Here is a 14,986-nt window from a genome sequence, read left to right on the forward strand (position 1 = left end):
GCAAGGGCCTCGTCGGCTATGACCAGGCGAAGGGCTATCGCGGCCCGGTCACAAGGCTCCCCTCGACAAAGGATTGGGCTACCGCACTCACCAAGCTCCGGCCGCTTGCCGACGTGCCGGAATGGCGGCTGGGTGTGGTGCTTGCCGCAGGAAACGCGGACGTAGAGATCGGCCTCCGGCCGGAGGGCGCGCCGGCAAACGGAACTGCGACCGCAGAGACGATAAGCCTTGGACGCCAGGGCGCGACCTGGGCGCTTTGCCGCTCGGCCAAGGGAAAGCGGAACTGCGCCGCCGGGCTCGATGGCGTCCTGTCGCCCGGTGATGTCGTCTATTTGGAAAAGCAGGAGGACGGTTACGTCCTGCGGCAACCGCCGCTCGTTCAAGGCGCCCTCGTTTCCATGGACCCGAACACCGGCCGGGTGCTGGCCGTCGCTGGCGGTTTCTCCTATGCGCAGTCAGAGTTCAACCGCGCGACCCAGGCCTATCGACAGCCCGGCTCCTCCTTCAAGCCCTTCGTCTATGCCGCTGCGCTCGACAATGGTTACGCGCCGACGACCCTGGTGATGGATGCGCCGATCGCCCTTGCCGACGGCGCAGGACGGACGTGGAAACCGAAGAACTATGACGGCCGTTTCAGCGGCCCATCCACCTTGCGAGTCGGGCTGGAAAACAGCCGCAACCTGATGACGGTGCGTCTCGCCCGTCATCTCGGCATGGATCTCGTTGCCGACTACGGCAAGCGCTTCGGCATCTATGACACGCTCAAACCCTATCTGCCGATGTCACTCGGCGCCGGTGAGACGACGTTGCTGCGACTGGTTTCGGCCTATGCTGTGATCGCCAATGGTGGCAAGGCAGTCACGCCCTCGATGGTCGATCGCATCCAGGACCGTTATGGCCGCACGATCTTCCGCCACGACCAGCGCCGCTGCGACGATTGCAACGCTTCCGACTGGAGCGGCCAGGAAGAGCCTATGCCGGTCGACGATCGCGACTACGTGCTCGATCCGATCACCGCCTATCAGGTGACCTCCATGCTGCGCGGCGTCGTCGAACGTGGCACCGCCAGAAATGTCGGCTCGCTCGGCGTGCCGATCGCCGGCAAGACCGGCACCACCAATGACGAAAAGGATGTCTGGTTCGTTGGCTTCACGCCTGATGTCGTCACCGGCGTTTTCCTCGGCTACGACACGCCGAAGCCGATGGGCTATGGCGAAACCGGCGGCGGCCTCGCTGCGCCCATCTTCATCGACTTCATGAAGGTGGCGCTTGAAGGACGCCCGGCAGCGGATTTCCATGCGCCATCGGGCATGACGGTCGAGGCGATCGACAGGAAGAGCGGCCAGCCTGTGCCAGCGGGCACGCCCGGCGCCATTCTCGAAGCCTTCAAGCCGGGAACCGCGCCCTGCGCTGGTGGATGCCCCGTCATCGATGGCTTCGAGACGGCGAGTACATCGGCCGCCACCGATGCAGACCTGTCGCCGGAACTGCGCGAAAAGCTCCTCACCAGCGGCAACGGGCTCTACTGATATGGCACGTCAGGTTCAGCGCCGGCCGGACCCTCGCGGCCGTCTTCTCCTCGTCGTCGGCGCCTTCGCGCTCGTCTTCGGGCTCATGCTGGCGCGCCTCGTCCAGCTTGGCGTCGCCGACTATGAGCGGACCGGTTACATACCGCCGCCGCCGAGCCTCGGCCGCCCGTCGATCCTCGACCGGAACGGCAATCTGCTGGCGATCGACGTGCCGAGTTCCGGGCTCTATGCCGAGCCCCGACTGATCGTCGACGTCGACGAGGCGGTCGAGAAGCTGACCGAGATCTTTCCCGATATCGACGGACGCGACCTCTATCGTCGGCTGAAGAGCGGCGCCGCCTTTGCCTGGATCAAGCGCCAGGTGACGCCAGCGCAGGAACAGGCGGTGTGGAATGCCGGCATTCCGGCCGTCGGTTTCCAGCGCGAGAAGCAGCGCTTCTATCCCAACGGCTCGCTCGCCGCCCACGTGCTCGGCACCGTCGATATCGACAATATCGGCATGGCCGGCATCGAGCGCTGGATCGAGGGCCAGGGGTTGGAGGTCTTGCGTCAGAGCGGCATGGATCTCTCCCACCGTACTCTCGAGCCAGTGAGCACGACGCTCGACATCCGCATCCAGCATGCGCTGGAGACGGAGCTTCGCAAGGCGATCGCCAAGTTCAGCGCCAAGGCCGGTGCCGGCCTGGTGCTCGATGTCACCAATGGCGAGATCCTGGCGCTGGTTTCCTATCCGGATTTCGACCCGAACCTGCCAGTCGACGCGCTGAAGCCAGACCGCATCAACCGCATTGCCGCCGCCACCTTCGAGATGGGCTCGACCTTCAAGGCCCTGACGACAGCGATGGCGCTCGATTCCGGACAGTTCACGCTTCGCTCCGTCGTCGACGCCAGCAAGCCGCTCGCCTTCGGCCGCTTCCGCATCAACGACTATCGCGGCCAGCATCGGCCACTGACGCTGCCGGAGGCCTTCATCTACTCCTCAAACATTTCCATGGCGAAGATGGCGATTGCTGTCGGGCCGGAAAACCTGCGGGCGTTCCTGACGCGCTTCGGGCAGATGTCGCGGCTGACGACCGAACTGCCGGAGAGCGCCCATCCGCAATTGCCGCGACGCTGGGGCGAGATCGATACCGCGACCGCCTCCTACGGCCACGGCATTGCCGTCACGCCGCTTCAGGCGAGCATCGCGGTCGCGGCACTCGTCAACGGCGGGCGTCTCATCCGGCCAACCCTGATCAAGGACGCGCCGCTGGACGATCGCATCATCGCGCGCGATCTGATCAAGCCGGAAACCGGCGAGGCGCTTCGCTACCTGCTGCGGCTCAACGCCAAGACCGGCTCGGCAAAGAAGGCGGAGGTCAAAGGCTATTTCATCGGCGGCAAGACGGGCACTGCCGAAAAGGTGGTCGGCGGCCGCTATTCCAAGGAACTCAACATCACGTCCTTCATGGGTGTGGTTCCCGTGGACAACCCGCGCTACCTGCTGCTCACCCTGCTCGACGAACCGAGGGGCCTGAAGGAGACCTATGGCTTCCGCACGTCGGGCTGGAACGCCACGCCGCTCGGCGGTGCCGTCTTTGAGCGCATCCTGCCGATGCTTGCGCTGATGCCCGATTTCGATATCGCCGATGTCAGCTTCCCTGAGATCAGCAGCCAGGGCGCCTTCGGCTCGCAGCTCTTTCCGTCTTCGACGAACAGGGGCGAGCGCAACAGTTCTGCGATCGACGGGGCTCTCTAAAACAGAGCCCCCAAACGCATCACGCCCCCATGGTGTCCACGGGGGCGTGCGAAGAATAGGGTTATGTTAGCTAATGCTTACCGTTCGATCATGCGGTTCCAGCGCTTGTTCCATTCCTGCCGGTTCTGGTTGATCGCGTCCCAGTCGAGACCCTTGGCAGTCTGCATGTTGGTCTTGAAGGTTGCGAGCTTCGCGTTTGCCGCATCCGTGCCGGCCTTGGCGTTGACGTTGGACGGAATGATGTTGCCGTGATCGAGCGCCAAGCTCTGTGCCTCGGCCGAAAGCAGGTAGTGGGCGAGCTTCTGGCTGAGTTCCGGTTCGTTGTTGTTGGCGATCACGCATTCGGTGACGGCGAGCACGACGGAGCCTTCCTTCGGCTGGGCGTATTCCACCGGAATGCCCTTGTCCTTGAGGTTGTTGACGGCCGTCGGCGTCAGCGGGAAGATCGCGGCTTCGCCGGTCTGCACCATCTCGGAGATCTTGGCCGAGCTCGGGATGAACTCTATGACGTTCTTGCCGATCGTGTCGGAGAATTTCTCGAAGCCGGGCTCGACATTGGTCTCATCGCCGCCCTGGATACGATTGAACATCAGGAAGGCATGCAGACCGAAGCTCGAGGCGGAAGCCGACTGGAAGACGACGGCGTTTTCAAACTTCGGGTCGGCCATGTCCATCCACGAGGTCGGCGCCGGCCAGCCCTTTTCGTCGAAGAGCTTCTTGTTGTAGGCAAGCCCGGTCATGCCCATGTCGACTCCAACAGCCATGTCGTCCTTCAGGCGGGCGGCCGGCTGGATCTGGTCGAGAACCGGATCGGCAGCGATCTTCTGGCAGAGGCCGCCGCCGATCGCGCGCACCATCACGCCGTCGTCGAGCAGCATGACGTGCATCTGCGGATTCTCCTTTGCAGCGGTCGCCTTGGCAAGGATGTCGGCCGAGGTGCCGGGCACGACGACGACCTTGACGTCGTTCGCCTTTTCGAAGGGCGGCAGAACGTGTTCGGTGTAGGCGCGTTCGAAATTGCCGCCGTTCATGCCGATGTAGAGCGTCTTGGTTTCCGCCGAGGCAGCATTCTGCTGCAGGACGAAGGCCAGCAGTGCGAGGGCGGTGGTTTTGGTAAGCCGTTGGTCGATCATGGTATTCCCCTTTCTGTTTACAACGAGGCTGCAGTCTCGGCCGCCACCTTGCGGAAGCGGCCAATGGAAAAGGCGTCGATCGGCGTGGTGGTGCGGCCCTCGGTGACGAGTTCCGCGAGCACCTCGCCGACGGCAGGCGCGGTCTGAAAGCCGGCGCCGCAAAAGCCGAAAGCGTGGAAGAGGCCTGATGTCGTTTCGCTCGGGCCGATCACCGGGTTGCCGTCGGGCATTTCCGCCTCGGTGCCGGACCAGAAGCGGATGACCTGGGCCTCGGCCAGATGCGGAAAGAGCATGATGGCGCGCTGCATGACGGAGGACGCAGCGGTCACCGACGGGCGCGAATAGTCGGGATCGCCGAGCGACAGCCCGCGGCCACCACCCATGACATAATTGCCGCGCGCCACCTGCCGGCCATAGAAGCTGCCGCCCTGCTCGCCCATGCTGACGGGCAGCCGCAGCGGAAGCGGCTCGGTTACCACCATCGACGGGTAGATCCGGGTGAGCGGCACGACTTCGCCGAAGCGAGCGGCAAAGCCATCGGACCATGCGCCAGCGCTGTTGACCAGTTGTCGGCAGCGGATCTCGATGCCGTCGCCTGCCAGGATCTCGAAACCGTTCCCGGTCGCCGCGACGTCACGCACCGGCGTCAGTTCCAGCACCGTCACGCCGGCGCGCTCGGCCGCCCGCGCGAAGGCGGGCGCAACGAGACGCGGATTGGCGTGACCGTCATCGGGGCAGAGCGACGCGCCGACAGCCTGGGCGGAAAGCCAGGGGAACCGGCGCGCCAATGCCGAACCGGCCACGAGTTCGAGCCCCAACCCATAGTCACTGACCGTCTCGGCATAGGCTTCGAGCTTGGCGAAGTCCTTGTCCGTGCGCGCAAGCTTCAGGTGACCGGAGCGCATGTATTCGGCATCGATGCCGATCATCGCCTTCAGTTGCGGCCAGATGCGGTGTGCCCGCTGCGACAGCGGCAATTGTTCGAGGGGCCGGCCCTGCCGGCGCACACCGCCATAGTTCACGCCGCTCGCCTGGGCGCCGCAATAGCCCTTGTCGAGCAATGCAACCGAAAGCCCGGCCTTGCGCATGGCAAGCGCTGCGGAGCCGCCGACCAGGCCGCCGCCGATGATCGCGACGTCGACGGAGATACGCCGGCTCATGGGCGGGCCTCCGCTTCTTCGGCACCGGCGCCAAAACCGAGCGGGATTGGCTTGACCGGCGCCTGAGCGCGCAGGCGACCAACCTCTCCGGCCGGAACGCCACAGGCGCCGCTCAACAGTTCGGTGGCAGCGGCGGAACACATGCGCCCCTGGCAGCGGCCCATGCCGATGCGGCTCAGCGCCTTCAGGCGGTTGATCTCGCTGACGGACCCGCTCGCGATGGCGTGTCGCCCTTCGGCCATGGTGATCTCTTCGCAGCGGCAGAGCGTGGTTTCGCCGGCTAAGGTCTCAAACCAGTCAGTCGGGAAGGGAAAGGCGCGCTCGACGATGTCACGCTGCCGCAGGATCGCTTCGCTTGCCGCCACCAGGCGCGCTGCATCCACTGATGTCTTTCCCGCATCCTCAAGCAGGGCGGCCGCAGCGAGTTCGCCCGAAATTTCCGCCGCATCGGCACCGGCGATGCCGCTACCGTCGCCGGCGATGTAGACATCGGCCCGGCTCGTGCGCCCCATGGCGTCGCGCTCCGGCAGCCAGGCGCGATCGCGCACGTCGAAACGGAAACGGCACCCGGCAAGATCGGCAAGCTGGGTTTCCGGCCGAAGGGCAAAACCATAGGCGAGCGCGTCGCAGGACACCGTCTCGACGACCTCACCCTTGAGCGTCGGCCGACGGAAGCCAAGGCCCTCGACCTGGCCCTTGCCGAGGACCGCCTGCGGCCGCACGCCGTAGCGGATCTTCACGCCCGAGAGCTGAAGCTGCAGCCCATAGAAAAGGCCGAGCCCGACGATCCTCGGCGCATGAACGGCAAGCGACAGCAAGTGGCGCTTCGACGTGATGGGCGCGGTGTCGAGCACCGCCTCCACGTGCGCGCCGGCTTTCATATATTGCCAGGCAACGAGATAGAGCAGCGGCCCGGAGCCCATGAAGACGACACGGTCGCCGATCGTGCAGCCCTGCGCCTTCAGCGCGACCTGCGAGGCGCCGAGTGTATAGACACCGGGCATCGTCCACCCCGGGAACGGAAGCACGCGATCGGTCGCGCCGGTGCACAGGATCAGCTGCGTAAAACCGATCTGCCGGTGACGGCCAGCCGAGAGAAGATCGAGCTGATTGCCGCGCTCAGCTGCCGAAACATTCCAGACAAGCGTTTCGGGACGATAGTCGATCGCAGGCAGAAGCGCCTCGAACGCCTCGTGCAGCTTTCGTGCTTTGCCGGCTTCCGAGCCATAGCGGCTGCGATAGGAGCGACCGTCCTCGATCAGCGGGCGGCGATAGATCTGCCCGCCGGCGCGCTGACCTTCGTCGAGCACGATCGGCCTGAGGCCGGCACGGACCAGGCGCTCTGCGGCGCGAATGCCCGCCGGACCGGCGCCTACGATCACCGGCTGCAATGGCTCACTCATGGACGGCCTCCGCCATCGCCCCGAGATCGGTGATAAAGGCCATGCCGGGTTGCAAGGCCGTGCTGCAGGCGCGGACGCGGCTGCCGTCCGCCAACATCACGTAGCAGTCCTGACAGGCACCGATCAGGCAGAAGCCGGCACGGTTCTCACCGGTGAATTCACTCTGTCTCAGGCGGCCGCTGACCGAAAGGATTGCGGTGAGCACCGTGTCGCCTCGACGGCCGGTTTCGGCCGTCCCGTTCAATACAAAGGGCACGGGTGCCTCATCCAGGCGGTAGCGCCGCTGGAGCAACGGATGCATCGACATCGGTTCTCAGCCCTTGCCCACCAGAAGCCGGTCGAGACCGAACAGGCGATCGAGAATGATCATGGTGACGGTCGCAAGCGCGATCATCAGCGTGGAAACGGCCGCCATCATCGGGTCGATGGATTCGCTCGCGTACATGTACATGCGGACCGGCAGCGTTACCGTCGACGGCGATGTCACGAAGATCGACATGGTCAGCTCATCGAAGCTGTTGATGAAGGCGAGCAACCAGCCGCCGCTGATGCCTGGCAGCATGAGCGGCATCGTGATCCGGCGAAACACCGTCCACTCCGCAGCCCCCAGTGTGCGCGCCGCATTTTCGGCGTTGCGGTCCATGCTGGTCAGCGACGCCAGGATCAGACGCAGCGTATAGGGCGTGACGACGATCGCATGGGTGGCGATCAACCAGCCGAAGGATCCACCCATGCCCATCAGCGAGAAGAGACGCAGGAAGGCAACGCCGAGAACCAGGTGCGGGATGATGAGCGGCGACAGGAAGAGTGCGTTCAGCGCCTCGCGTCCGCGAAACTCGTAGCGGGTGATCGCGAGCGCCGCGGGCACGGCAAAGAGCGTCGAGATAGTGGCCGACAGGAGCGCAAGCCGAACGCTGTTTCCGAAGGACGACATGAAGTCGCCGTGATGGAAGACCGCCTCGAACCAGCGAAGCGAAAGGCCGTTCCAGGGCATCGCCAGGGTGTTTTCCGGCGTGAAGGCCACGAGGCAGACCACAACCATCGGCGCCAGCATGAAGACGACGACGAGGCTATGGAAAGCAAGAGCAATGGGTCCGTTTCTCTGCATGGCTTCAACCCAGCTTGCGCTTTGCCTGCCGCTCGATCAGGCGGTTATAGGCGAGCATGATGACAAGATTGGCAACGAGGACGATGATCGCGATGGTCGCGCCAAGCGGCCAGTTCAGCTCGATCAGGAACTCGTCGTAGACGAGTGTCGCCGCCATTTTGAGCCGCCGGCCGCCAAGCAGGCCGGGGATGGCGAAGGAACTGGCCGAGAGAGCAAAGACGATCAGGCTGCCCGAGAGGATGCCGAGGGCCGCTTGCGGAAAGACGATGCGGCGAAGGGCCGTGAAGCGCGAGGCGCCGAGGGTGAGGGCCGCCGCCTCGACCGTCGGGTCGAGCTTCTGCAGCACGGTCCAGACCGGGATTACCATGAACGGCAGCATGATATGCACGAGACCGATGACGATCGCCGTCTCGGTGTAGAGGAGCTGAACCGGGCTGAGGCCGACGATGGCGAGCGCACCGTTGACGAAGCCGTTCTTGCCGAGCAGCATGCTCCAGCCGAAGGTGCGCACCACCACGGAAACGAGCAGCGGGCCGATGATGACCAGGAGAAAGATCGACCGCCAGGGCTTGCGCATGTTCGAGAGAACGTAGGCCTCCGGCACGCCGATCAGCACGGTGATCACGGTCGTCAGAAGCGCCAGCCGAAGCGTCCGCCAGAAGGTCGCGAGGTAATACTCGTCCTGCAGCACGGTCAGGTAGTTGGCGAAGGTGAAGTCGCTCTGGATGCCGGCCGTGTAGTCGTAGCTGTTGAAGGAAAGAATGATCGTCAGCAGCAGCGGCAAGAGAACAAGGCCGATGAAGAACAGCGTCGCCGGGCCGGAAAGGGCGAGGGGCGCAAGCAGGCGCGGTTTGATGGCGGAGGTCGCAGCGCCCATCACTTGGCCGCTCCCGCCAGGACACGACAATCGGCGTTCTGCCAGGCAAGCCCGACGGTTTCACCTTCCACCGGCGGCGGCGCACCGAGATTGGGAACCGCGACGGCGAGAATGCCCGCCGGTGTCTCGGCGCTCACCAACCATTGGCTGCCCATGAAATAGCGTGTCGTCACCTTGCCCTGAATCTGGCCCTCGCCAGGCTCAGTCAGCCGCAGTTTTTCCGGGCGGATGAAGACCGAGACCTTGCCGTCGGGTTCGCGGCGGTCGGTGTTGAAGCGGACCTGTGTGTTGTCGATGCTGATCGACGCGCCCTTGCCGTTGAAGGCCGAGGTGGCGCGCAGGAAATTCGACTTGCCGACGAAGGACGAGATGAAGTCGTTGCGCGGATGCTCGTAGAGCTCATAGGGCGTATCAACCTGGGTGATGCGGCCCTTTTCCATGACGACCACGCGGTCGCTGATCGACAGCGCTTCCGCCTGGTCATGCGTCACCATGATGGTGGTGATGCCGACCGTCTGCTGGATGCGGCGCAGCTCGAACTGCATCTCCTCGCGAAGCTGTGCGTCAAGGTTCGACAGCGGCTCGTCGAGCAACAACACCGGCGGATTGATGACCAGTGCGCGGGCAATCGCCACGCGTTGGCGTTGCCCGCCCGACATCTCGCGCGGGTAGCGATCGGCAAGTGCCGAAAGATGGACGAGCGCCAGGATCTCCTTGATGCGTTTCTCGCGTTCCGGTTTCGCGATCTTGCGCATCTCCAGGCCGAAGGAGACGTTCTGCGCGACCGTCATGTGCGGGAAAAGCGCGTAGCTCTGGAAGACGACGCCGAGTTCGCGTTGCGGCGGCGGCAGGTGGGTGATGTCGCGCCCGCCCATGGTGATGATACCGGCGGAAGGACGTACGAGCCCGGTGATCATCTGCAGGGTCGTCGTCTTGCCGCAGCCCGAGGGCCCGAGCAGCGAGATGAACTCGCCCTTTTCGACCGCCAGATCGAAATCGTGAACGGCCGCCACCGACCCGTAGAACTTGGAGATCTTCTCAAGGTTCAGGAAACTCATGCTCACTCTCCCGTGGGTCGCTACCCCAGGGATCGCCCGCCCCGTTTTTCTTGTCGGCGATCCCGGCGGCTGCGACGCGTCGTCAACCATCAAGCCTCTCAGATGACAGGATCTCCGCCGAGCGCAGGTCGCGCCGGCGAAGGCGCGGTTTCGCGATCGCGATAGCCGGTCAGCTATCCACGCTTTGGCGCACCCACCCTGAGAAGGCTTGTGATTTAACTCCAGGAAATTGACGAAAAACACAAATGCAATTTTCTATTTCGGAATTTTTTGTTAAAAAAATCCGATATACGGAATCCTTTCATGTGAAATTCGAGAGAAGCGCGCAAATGTCGGAATCAGAGAATGCAGGAAGTTCCAGCCTCGCGAAGGCAATCCACATCCTGAAAGACCTCGCGGAGAACGCGAGCGAGGGTGTGCGGGTGATCGATCTCGCGCGCAGGCTGAATCTCACCCAGCCCTCGGCCCACCGCCTGCTGAAGAGCCTGATCGCCGAAGGGCTCGTCGAGCAGATGCCGGAGGGGAAATCCTATCGCCTGTCGCTGGAGTTTTTCTCGATCGCGTCGCAGGCGCGAAGGCGCGAAGGTATTCTCGACATCGCGCGGCCGTCGCTGCTCAGGCTCTCGGCCACGTTCAACGACACCGTCTTCCTGCTGGTGCGCAGCAATTTCGATGCGATCTGCCTCGACCGGGTCGAGGGCCCCTTCCCGATCCGTTCCTTTACCGGCGACATCGGCGGCAAGGTGCCGCTCGGCATCGGCCAGGGCAGCATCGCCATCCTCGCTCACCTGCCGGAGGAAGAGCGTGAGGCGATCATCAAGTTCAACATGCCGCGCATCATGGATCGCGCCGCGATCGACGAGGTGGACCTGCGCATCAAGATCGAGGAGGTCAGGCGCATCGGCGCCGCGCAGATGAATTTCGAGATGATCGAGGGCATGGCCGGTCTCGGCGTTCCCGTGCTCGACCGCAACGGCATCGCGGTCGCCTCCTTGAGCATCGGCACGCTGGCATCCCGCCTGACCGAAACACGGAGCGGCACCATCACCGATTTGCTGAAGGCCGAGGCACAGGCGATCAGCAGCAAGCTCAACCCCTTCGATCCGACGCTGCGCTATCCGGCATCCGCCCTGCGCGCCGCGCAGAAGAGCTGAGACACGCCCTCGCAGCTCACGCTTCGAGGAAGGCGCGGGCAAAACCGGGCTCGGTCACTTCGATCGACCCGTCCGGGAGTTTCAGAAAACGCTCTATGGCGGTTCCGTAGGTCCGCATCCAGCCGTCGAGCATCGCCGCCGCCCCATCGACGTCGCCGGCTTCGTAGCGCTGCAGCGCCTTGTGCATCACCTTGGCGACGCTCAGCCGCAACTGCAGCAGCATCAGGGCGGAGGCTTCCGGATCGGGCGCATCGAGCGTTCCCTCCTTGTGCCCGCGGCGCAGCATCTCGGCGACCAGAGGTATGCTGACGGAGAGCAGAGCCTCATCGATGCGGTGATAGAGGGCGATGTTTTCCGGTTTGAAGAGGGCGTTGAAGGTATTCTTCAGCTGCGGTGCCATTTCGAGCTTCAGCCGCCGCGAGCCGGCGAAAAGCGCGTTCAGCTGCCCGACCGCATCCAGCGACGGGTCTTCGAACAGCGGCTGCAATTCCCTAAGGTTCCGCTGAGCCAGACGGGTGGCGACCGCCTCCAGCAGCGCCTCCTTCGAAACGAAATAGTGGTAGAAGGCCCCCTTGGAGACATTGGCCTCGCGGATGACGTCGTTGACCGTCGTATTCTCGTAGCCATGCTGGAAGAACAGCCGCTCGGCGCAATCGATCAGCTCGTTCGATCGGACTTCCGGCGATTTTTTCGTTCTGACCATAAAGCACTCCCAGAACAGCGGCTTGGCACGGGTTCACTATCCGGTCCACGAGGCTCCCCAAGGGGCCGAAAATCGGCATCCTTGAAACAAACCGACCGTCGGTCTATTTATACAGAACGGATAGAGAGCATTCAAGGAGCGTCTCGTGCGGCTGGCTCGTTATGCGATCGGAGCAGCGATCGTCGTTGCCATCGGCGCGGCTGCCTCCTGGTATCTGTTTCGCCCGGTTCCCGTTTCCGTCATCGCGCCGAAGCGCGGCGATGCGGCAGAGATTATCTATGCCGACGGCGTCGTGGAGCCGCGCACCTGGGCAAAGGTTACCCCAACGGTCGCCGAGCGGATCGTCGAGCAGTGCAATTGCGAGGGTCAGCGCGTCGCCAGGGGCGATGTGCTCGCCCGCCTCGACGACACCGAAGCGCGGGCAGCGCTCGGCGAACTCCAGGCGCGCCTGACGCTGGCGCAGGAAGAATACCGGCGCAAGGTCGCGCTCGCGGAACGCAGCACGATCAGCGAACAGGAGGTCGACCGGGCCCGCAGCGAACTCGGCCAGCTCGAGGCGCTCGTGGCCGGTCGTCAGGCGCGGCTCGCCACCTATGTGCTGAGGGCACCGAGCGCCGGACAGGTGCTCAGGCAGGACGGTGAGATCGGCGAGGTCGCGGATCTCGGCACGGTGCTCTTCTGGGTCGGCGAGCCGAAACCGCTGATCGTCACGGCCGACGTCAACGAAGAGGACATTCCACGCGTCGAAGTCGGTCAGCGGGCGCTGTTGCGGTCGGAGGCCTTTCCCGACCGCAAGCTGGAAGCGACGGTCGACAGCATCACGCCCAAGGGCGACCCGGTGACGAAGACCTATCGCGTGCGCTTTCGGCTTCCCGACGACACGCCGCTTCGGATCGGCATGTCGACCGACGTCAACATCATCGTGCGTGTGTCGCATGGCGCCTTGGTCATCCCGACCGTGGCGCTGGAGGGAACGAAGGCCGCGGTGATCGACGGCAATCGCGCCCGGATACATGAACTGAAAACAGGCATACGCGGCGCCGATGGCGTCGAGGTTCTCTCCGGGCTCACAGGCGACGCGCGCATCGTCTCACCCTTCCCGACCGGCCTCGCCGACGGCACGCGCGTCAAGGCCATGCCCGCCCCGGAGAAATGAGCCCGCCATGCGCCTCATCCTCGACATCGCACTGACGCACATCTCCGGGCGGGGCCGGCAGACGATCGTCGCGATGCTGGGCGTGGCTGTCGGCGTCGGCTTCTCCATCGCCATGGCAGCGCTGATGCAGGGCGGGCAGGACGATTTCGTTCGCCAGCTCGTCGACACCATGCCGCATGTGCAGGTGACCGATGAGCAGCGCACGGCGCGGCGACAGCCGGCAGAAGTTCTGTTCGATGCCGCCGCCATCTCCGGCCTTCGGCCGCGCGACGACCGCCGCGGCATCATCAATCCCACCGCGGCGCTCTCCTGGCTTGACGGCTGGATCCCCGGCCGCTTTGCCGCGACCCTGAAGGCGCAAGGCGTCATTCGCTACTCCGGCCAGGAGGTTGGCGCCGCGGTCATCGGCATCGACCCGCAGGCCGAGCCACGGATTTCGCCGATCATCGGAGACTTCAAGGCCGGCAGTTTCGCGGCCCTTGCCGCCGGCGGCAACAATATGGTGGTCGGGGACACCATGGCCTCGCGGCTCGGCGCCAAGCTCGGCGATACGATCACCGCCGTCTCCTCGGTGGGGCTCAGCCGCCGCTTCAAGATCGTCGGCCTCTTCCACACCGGCACGACAGCCCGCGACGAAGGCGAAGCCTATGTGCTGCAGAAGAACGCGCAGATCCTCTCGGCCCGGCCGAACGCGATCAATGAGATCAACATCAAGCTCGACGATCCGAATGCAGCCCCTGCGGTGGCGCGGCGCATCGAGGCGGAGCTTGGCTACAAGGCGGTCGCCTGGCAGGAGGCCAACGAGTCGATCCTGGAGGCGCTCGTCGTGCGCAATGTGATCATGTACACGGTCGTCGCGGCGATCATGCTGGTCGCCGGCTTCGGCATCTTCAACATCATCTCGACGATAACGCACGAGAAGGCGCGCGACATCGCCATCATGAAGTCGCTTGGCTTCACCGAGGCCGACATGCGCTTCCTCTTCGTGCTTGAAGGCGTGGCGATCGCCACGGCCGGTACGCTTCTCGGTTGGGCGCTCGGCTTCGCGATGATCTATGCGCTCTCGCTGGTGCGCTTCGAGCTCGCTGCGACCGGCCAGGAGATGACCCGGCTACCGATCGCCTGGAGCATGCTGCACTATCTGATCGCCGCCGCCTTAGCGCTCGGATCGGCAGCGGTCGCAGGATATCTGCCGGCACGGCGCGCGGCCCGCGCCAATCCCGTCGACATCATCCGGGGCGCGACATGAGCACGCTGATCGAGACAAAGGATCTGACGCGCATCCTCAGAGAGACCGTGCCGGTCACGCTGGTAAAGGACATATCCCTGAGCGTCGGCGAGCAGGAATTCGTCGCAGTCACCGGCCCCTCGGGCTCCGGCAAGTCGTCGCTTCTCTATCTGCTCGGCCTGCTCGACCGGCCGACGAGCGGCTCGCTCGCGATCCGCGACCGCGACACGGCGCAGATGAACGAGGACGAACGGGCTGCCACGCGGCTCGCCAATATCGGCTTCGTCTTCCAGTTCCATTTCCTGCTGCCGGAATTCACCGCCCGCGAAAACGTCGAGATCCCCATGCGCAAGCTCGGTCGCCTTGGCCGGAACGAGATGCGCGAGAGGGCGAGCGACCTGCTTGCCGCACTCGGCCTTGCCGATCACCTGGACAAGCGGCCCGATCAGCTCTCGGGCGGCCAGCGCCAGCGCGTGGCGGTAGCCCGGGCGCTTGCCAATGATCCACCGTTGATCCTCGCCGACGAGCCCACCGGCAGCCTCGACAGCCAGAGTTCGGAACAGGTGTTCAAGATCCTGGAGGCCCTCGTCCGTGAAAAGGGAAAGACCGTGGTGGCCGTCACCCACGATCTCGGCATGGCCGCGCGCATGGACCGGCGTCTTCATCTGATCGATGGGCGCCTGACAAGGGAGAGCGGCGACGCCCCTGACACGAGCGAACCGCCGAGTACTTGAAGCCC

Annotated in this window: 14 protein-coding genes; 6 read left to right on the plus strand and 8 right to left on the minus strand. The window is 64.5% G+C overall.

The genetic code is table 11. The features are described 5' to 3' along the window. The coding region (locus I8N66_RS17180; protein ID WP_291155686.1) for a penicillin-binding transpeptidase domain-containing protein at positions 1–1,529 on the plus strand (1,529 nt) is incomplete at its 5' end. Position 1,530: 1 nt separating this feature from the next. Continuing rightward, positions 1,531–3,267: a penicillin-binding protein 2 gene (locus I8N66_RS17185; RefSeq protein WP_291155688.1), complete on the plus strand. Its 1,737-nt coding sequence runs from the start codon at positions 1,531–1,533 to the stop codon at positions 3,265–3,267. Positions 3,268–3,344: 77 nt separating this feature from the next. On the opposite strand, the gene I8N66_RS17190 is transcribed toward I8N66_RS17185, so the two are convergent. Genes I8N66_RS17190 through I8N66_RS17220 form a run of 7 tightly spaced genes read right to left on the minus strand, consistent with a single transcriptional unit; the run spans position 3,345 to position 10,006 of the window. Continuing rightward, positions 3,345–4,400, minus strand: a complete 1,056-nt coding sequence (locus I8N66_RS17190; protein ID WP_291155691.1) for an ABC transporter substrate-binding protein — start codon at positions 4,398–4,400, stop codon at positions 3,345–3,347. Positions 4,401–4,417: 17 nt separating this feature from the next. Next, complete coding sequence (locus tag I8N66_RS17195) at positions 4,418–5,560, minus strand: FAD-dependent oxidoreductase (protein ID WP_291155694.1); 1,143 nt, start codon at positions 5,558–5,560, stop codon at positions 4,418–4,420. Continuing rightward, a complete protein-coding gene (locus tag I8N66_RS17200; protein WP_291155697.1) occupies positions 5,557–6,963 on the minus strand; it encodes an FAD/NAD(P)-binding oxidoreductase in 1,407 nt (468 codons plus the stop codon). The genes I8N66_RS17195 and I8N66_RS17200 overlap by 4 nt, the downstream gene beginning before the upstream one ends. Next, on the minus strand, positions 6,956–7,270 hold the full coding sequence (locus I8N66_RS17205) for a (2Fe-2S)-binding protein (RefSeq protein ID WP_113540821.1): 315 nt from the start codon (positions 7,268–7,270) through the stop codon (positions 6,956–6,958). Before I8N66_RS17205 ends, I8N66_RS17200 begins: the two co-directional genes overlap by 8 nt. 6 nt (positions 7,271–7,276) lie before the next feature. Next, entirely contained in the window at positions 7,277–8,071 is a 795-nt protein-coding gene (locus I8N66_RS17210; protein ID WP_223729825.1) for an ABC transporter permease, read from the minus strand. A gap of 4 nt (positions 8,072–8,075) precedes the next feature. Beyond that, the gene (locus I8N66_RS17215; RefSeq protein WP_113540819.1) at positions 8,076–8,948 is read right to left on the minus strand and encodes an ABC transporter permease; all 873 of its coding nucleotides are present in this window, start codon (positions 8,946–8,948) and stop codon (positions 8,076–8,078) included. Then, positions 8,948–10,006 carry an ABC transporter ATP-binding protein gene (locus I8N66_RS17220; protein ID WP_291155707.1) on the minus strand — a complete coding sequence of 353 codons (1,059 nt, stop codon included), beginning with the start codon at positions 10,004–10,006 and terminating at the stop codon, positions 8,948–8,950. The genes I8N66_RS17215 and I8N66_RS17220 overlap by 1 nt, the downstream gene beginning before the upstream one ends. Positions 10,007–10,335: 329 nt before the next feature. On the opposite strand from I8N66_RS17220, the gene I8N66_RS17225 reads away from it, so the two are divergent. Then, a complete protein-coding gene (locus I8N66_RS17225; RefSeq protein WP_291155710.1) occupies positions 10,336–11,160 on the plus strand; it encodes an IclR family transcriptional regulator in 825 nt (274 codons plus the stop codon). A 16-nt stretch (positions 11,161–11,176) separates the two neighbouring features. Here the strand turns inward: I8N66_RS17225 and I8N66_RS17230 are convergent, their stop codons facing one another. Then, complete coding sequence (locus tag I8N66_RS17230) at positions 11,177–11,863, minus strand: TetR/AcrR family transcriptional regulator (protein ID WP_291155713.1); 687 nt, start codon at positions 11,861–11,863, stop codon at positions 11,177–11,179. 145 nt (positions 11,864–12,008) lie between these two features. On the opposite strand from I8N66_RS17230, the gene I8N66_RS17235 reads away from it, so the two are divergent. From I8N66_RS17235 to I8N66_RS17245, 3 genes are read left to right on the plus strand one after another with little or no spacing between them, the layout of a single operon-like run. Beyond that, positions 12,009–13,019 carry an efflux RND transporter periplasmic adaptor subunit gene (locus I8N66_RS17235; protein ID WP_291155716.1) on the plus strand — a complete coding sequence of 337 codons (1,011 nt, stop codon included), beginning with the start codon at positions 12,009–12,011 and terminating at the stop codon, positions 13,017–13,019. Positions 13,020–13,026: 7 nt separating this feature from the next. Continuing rightward, positions 13,027–14,268: an ABC transporter permease gene (locus tag I8N66_RS17240; RefSeq protein ID WP_291155719.1), complete on the plus strand. Its 1,242-nt coding sequence runs from the start codon at positions 13,027–13,029 to the stop codon at positions 14,266–14,268. Then, the gene (locus tag I8N66_RS17245; RefSeq protein WP_291155722.1) at positions 14,265–14,981 is read left to right on the plus strand and encodes an ABC transporter ATP-binding protein; all 717 of its coding nucleotides are present in this window, start codon (positions 14,265–14,267) and stop codon (positions 14,979–14,981) included. Before I8N66_RS17240 ends, I8N66_RS17245 begins: the two co-directional genes overlap by 4 nt. Positions 14,982–14,986: the final 5 nt, after the last annotated feature.

Origin of the sequence: Ensifer sp. SSB1 (assembly GCF_016652895.1) — a bacterium.
In the GTDB taxonomy this organism is placed as follows: domain Bacteria; phylum Pseudomonadota; class Alphaproteobacteria; order Rhizobiales; family Rhizobiaceae; genus Ensifer.

Excerpts from the sequence above, each read along its gene's own strand:
- I8N66_RS17185 (WP_291155688.1), top strand. The coding sequence starts at position 1,531 with ATGGCACGTCAGGTTCAGCGCCGGCCGGACCCTCGCGGCCGTCTTCTC.
- I8N66_RS17190 (WP_291155691.1), bottom strand. The coding sequence starts at position 4,400 with ATGATCGACCAACGGCTTACCAAAACCACCGCCCTCGCACTGCTGGCC.
- I8N66_RS17195 (WP_291155694.1), bottom strand. The coding sequence starts at position 5,560 with ATGAGCCGGCGTATCTCCGTCGACGTCGCGATCATCGGCGGCGGCCTG.
- I8N66_RS17200 (WP_291155697.1), bottom strand. The coding sequence starts at position 6,963 with ATGAGTGAGCCATTGCAGCCGGTGATCGTAGGCGCCGGTCCGGCGGGC.
- I8N66_RS17205 (WP_113540821.1), bottom strand. The coding sequence starts at position 7,270 with ATGTCGATGCATCCGTTGCTCCAGCGGCGCTACCGCCTGGATGAGGCA.
- I8N66_RS17210 (WP_223729825.1), bottom strand. The coding sequence starts at position 8,071 with ATGCAGAGAAACGGACCCATTGCTCTTGCTTTCCATAGCCTCGTCGTC.
- I8N66_RS17215 (WP_113540819.1), bottom strand. The coding sequence starts at position 8,948 with ATGGGCGCTGCGACCTCCGCCATCAAACCGCGCCTGCTTGCGCCCCTC.
- I8N66_RS17220 (WP_291155707.1), bottom strand. The coding sequence starts at position 10,006 with ATGAGTTTCCTGAACCTTGAGAAGATCTCCAAGTTCTACGGGTCGGTG.
- I8N66_RS17225 (WP_291155710.1), top strand. The coding sequence starts at position 10,336 with ATGTCGGAATCAGAGAATGCAGGAAGTTCCAGCCTCGCGAAGGCAATC.
- I8N66_RS17230 (WP_291155713.1), bottom strand. The coding sequence starts at position 11,863 with ATGGTCAGAACGAAAAAATCGCCGGAAGTCCGATCGAACGAGCTGATC.
- I8N66_RS17240 (WP_291155719.1), top strand. The coding sequence starts at position 13,027 with ATGCGCCTCATCCTCGACATCGCACTGACGCACATCTCCGGGCGGGGC.
- I8N66_RS17245 (WP_291155722.1), top strand. The coding sequence starts at position 14,265 with ATGAGCACGCTGATCGAGACAAAGGATCTGACGCGCATCCTCAGAGAG.